Here is a 3,392-nt window from a genome sequence, read left to right as displayed (position 1 = left end):
CGCCTGGAAACCCTTCACCGTGCGCAGCACGAAGCTGGAATTGGCATCGGCCACGCCACCTGCGTTGAGCAGCCTGTCCAGCAGGAAACGCGAGAAGTGCTCCAGATCGCGCACATACACATGCAGCAGATAGTCCATGTCGCCGGTCAGGGCGTGGCAAGCCACCACTTCATCCCATGCCTGCACGCTGTCGACGAAGTGCCCGATCGCGGCCTGGTCATGCTTTTCCAGCTGGACGCGCACGAACGCCTGCAGCCCCAGACCGAGCCGGCGGGGCTCCAGGCGCGCGCCATAGCCGACGATCACCCCTTCGCTTTCCAGCCGCTGCAGGCGGCGCAGGCAGGCCGACGGCGACAGGTTCACCCGCGTCGCCAGCTCCGCGTTGGTGGCGCGACCATCACGCTGGATTTCGGCCAGCAGACGTATATCCGTGCGATCGAACTGGACTTCTCCGGCCATTGTTGCCCCGCAACATGGTGAGTACGCAAGGATATTGCGCCAACAAGGTCAATCCGCGCAACTTTTGCAACCCTGTTGCGCGCCCCCTGCCCTAGCATCGTGGGTATCCCGTCAAGGAGTCTTCCATGGATCTCGCCCAGCCCCGCCGCGTCGAACACCAGCAGACCGACAAGGGCTACGTGCCGGTGTACACCACCGCGCTCGTCGAGCAGCCGTGGGACACCTATACCGCCGACGACCACGCCACCTGGAGCACGCTGTACCAGCGCCAGCGCGAACTGCTGGTCGGCCGCGCCTGCCAGGAGTTCCTGGATGCGCAGGACGAGATGGGCATGAGCGCGCACATGATCCCGCGCTTCGACCAGCTCAATGAAGTGCTGGGCGCGGCCACCGGCTGGACCCTGGTCGGCGTGGAAGGCCTGCTGCCGGAACTGGATTTCTTCGACCACCTGGCCAACCGCCGCTTCCCGGTGACGTGGTGGATCCGCCGCCCCGACCAGATCGACTACATCGCCGAACCGGACCTGTTCCACGACCTGTTCGGCCACGTGCCGCTGCTGATGAACCCGGTGTTCGCCAACTACATGGAGGCCTACGGCCGCGGCGGCGTCAAAGCACATGCGATCGGCCCGGAGGCGCTGCAGAACCTGACCCGCCTGTACTGGTACACGGTGGAGTTCGGCCTGATCGACACGCCCGAAGGCATGCGCATCTACGGTGCCGGCATCGTCTCCTCGAAGGGTGAATCGCTGTACTCGCTGGAGTCGGCCGCACCGAACCGCATCGGTTTCGACCTGCAGCGGATCATGCGCACGCGCTACCGCATCGACACCTTCCAGAAGACCTACTTCGTCATCGACAGCTTCGAGCAGCTGATGCAGGCGACGTCGCCGGACTTCACCCCGATCTATGCCGCGCTGGCCGACCAGGCGCACCTGCCGGCGGGCGACGTGCAGGCCGACGACCGCGTGTTCCAGGCGGGTACGGGCGAAGGCTGGGCTGATGGTGGGGATGTGTGAGGCGACAGCCGAGGTCCGGCTAGACTTCAAAAGCGTCTGCAGCTTTTGAAGATTAGGGGGTCAATCCTGGGTCTCCGCTATCCTGCACGGCATGACTGATGCATTTGCTTCGCTGCGCGTAACCGACGTCGCCTTCAACGACGACTTCATCCTGATGACCCTGGCCGACGGCCGCCGCACCCGGCAGCCGTTGCGCTGGGCGCCTGCGCTGTTCGAGGCCACGGCTGAACAGCGTGCGCAGTGGGTGCTCACGACCGATGGGCTGGGCGTGAACTGGCCCGCGCTGCTGCCGGCGCAGGAACGCGGCGTGGTCGATGTTCCGAACCAGGTGTGGGATGACCGCTATGAAGCCGCGCTGGCGCGCCTGAATGCGGCCGCGTGGTCGCTTGATGCGCTGTCCGATGACGACCAGCAGCTGGTGGCGCTGTGGCGGATGGAAGCGGACATCAACAAYGGCGGCTTCATGCAGTTYCTGTGCAACTGGGGCGACCCGACCTGCCAGCTGGCGCTGCGCGCGTTGCAGGCGATGGGCGCAACGCAGACGCACGCGATCCTGGCCGGCATGCGTGGTCTGCTGGACCGGCTGGAAGACGACCCGGCGATCAAGGAACTGACCGACCTGTATGGCGCGATGACCGAGCAGGAGCAGGAGGCACTGCATGCCTTCGATGAAGCGTATTTCGCGCGGCCGGAAGACTTGGCCCGGTTGGGTTTGAAGCATTTCGGCCCGGAGCCGTTGTAGAGCCGAGCGCACGCTCGGCTGCGTTTCAGTTACCGCGGATACGCCAGCAGTACCACCAGATCCTCATCACCTACCTGCTGCAGCGCATGGCTGCTGCCCTTGCGCGTAAGCAACGCATGCCCCGCACGCACGTCGTGCTGTTTTCCGTCCAGCACATAGCTGCCCTGCCCGCTCACGATGTAGTAGATCTCATCCTTGTGCTGCGGATGCAGGCCGATGCCCGCGCCCTTGTGCAGCACGCGCTTGCGCAGCACGAACGGCAGGCCCTGCGCATCGGCGAAGAACGGGTACGCCGTGGTCGGCCCGGCGCCGCCATGTGGGCCCGGTTGTGCGCGCGCCAGCGTGTCTTCGTGCACCACCTGCGAGGCACGCGCAGGATCGCCGCCCTGCCCCACCCCCATTACATCGCAGTCGATATCGCGCACCAGTGCAGGCTGCAGCGCCGGCAGAACCTGCACCGCCTCGCGCAGCACCAGGCACGCCACCGCGTTGGCGCCGGCCACGCTGAAGTGGGTGCCGTCGGCCTTGTGCTGTTCCGGCACGAACAGGAAGTACGGGCGTGCACCCTGCTCGCCCAGCGCGCGGATCCAGCGCATGCTGCGGTCGTTGAGGTCGATCAGTGCAACGTGCTCGCGTGTGGCCAGTTGCTGCATCGCCAACGTGTAACGCGCGTGCGTATCCAGCAGCGAACCGAAGTCGTACAGCAGCCGTGCCACCGGCGTGACCAGCACCGGCGTGGCACCCTGGTCACGCGCCACCTGCACGTAGCGCATCAGCATCCGCGGGTAGTCACTGTCCGGATCGGTATAACGCGTCCGGTCTTCGAACTTGGCATCGTTGTGGCCGAACTGGATCAGCAGCACGTCGCCGCGACGCAGTTCGCGGCCAATCGCATCCAGCCGCCCTTCGTCGATGAAGCTGCGCGTGCTGCGCCCACCCTTGGCGTGGTTCCGCACTTCGAAGCGCGCCGGATCCAGGTAGCTCTGCAGCGCCTGGCCCCACCCCGCCTGCGGCGCACGCTCGGGCCCATATTCGGCCGCAGTGGAGTCACCGGCAATGAACAACCGCACCGGCGCCGCATGCGCGGCGGCGCTCGACAGCAGCAACAGCAACAACAGCTTCCGCATGGCCGGGCCCTGGTAGTGCCGGCCGCTGGCCGGCAACTTCATGGA

At 66.0% G+C, this 3,392-nt stretch carries 4 protein-coding genes; 2 read left to right on the top strand and 2 right to left on the bottom strand.

Going from position 1 to position 3,392, the window contains the following annotated elements:
* On the bottom strand, nt 1-459 hold a 459-nt coding region (locus AC1VAN_RS15830), incomplete at its 3' end, for an Lrp/AsnC family transcriptional regulator (RefSeq protein ID WP_480986158.1).
* Between the two features lie 125 nt (nt 460-584).
* On the opposite strand from AC1VAN_RS15830, the gene phhA reads away from it, so the two are divergent.
* On the top strand, nt 585-1,478 hold the full coding sequence (gene phhA / locus AC1VAN_RS15825; protein WP_025875475.1) for a phenylalanine 4-monooxygenase: 894 nt from the start codon (nt 585-587) through the stop codon (nt 1,476-1,478).
* A gap of 91 nt (nt 1,479-1,569) precedes the next feature.
* Nucleotides 1,570-2,220, top strand: coding sequence for a DMP19 family protein (locus AC1VAN_RS15820; protein ID WP_442251644.1), 651 nt, complete (start codon nt 1,570-1,572; stop codon nt 2,218-2,220).
* A gap of 29 nt (nt 2,221-2,249) precedes the next feature.
* Here AC1VAN_RS15820 and AC1VAN_RS15815 read toward each other — a convergent pair whose 3' ends face one another.
* Entirely contained in the window at nt 2,250-3,347 is a 1,098-nt protein-coding gene (locus AC1VAN_RS15815; RefSeq protein ID WP_346603270.1) for a GDSL-type esterase/lipase family protein, read from the bottom strand.
* Nucleotides 3,348-3,392: the final 45 nt, after the last annotated feature.

The organism is Stenotrophomonas sp. 05L44_2 (assembly GCF_056665995.1).
Note: the sequence above shows the minus strand (reverse complement) of the source record. Positions and strands in the feature narration are given on the sequence as shown.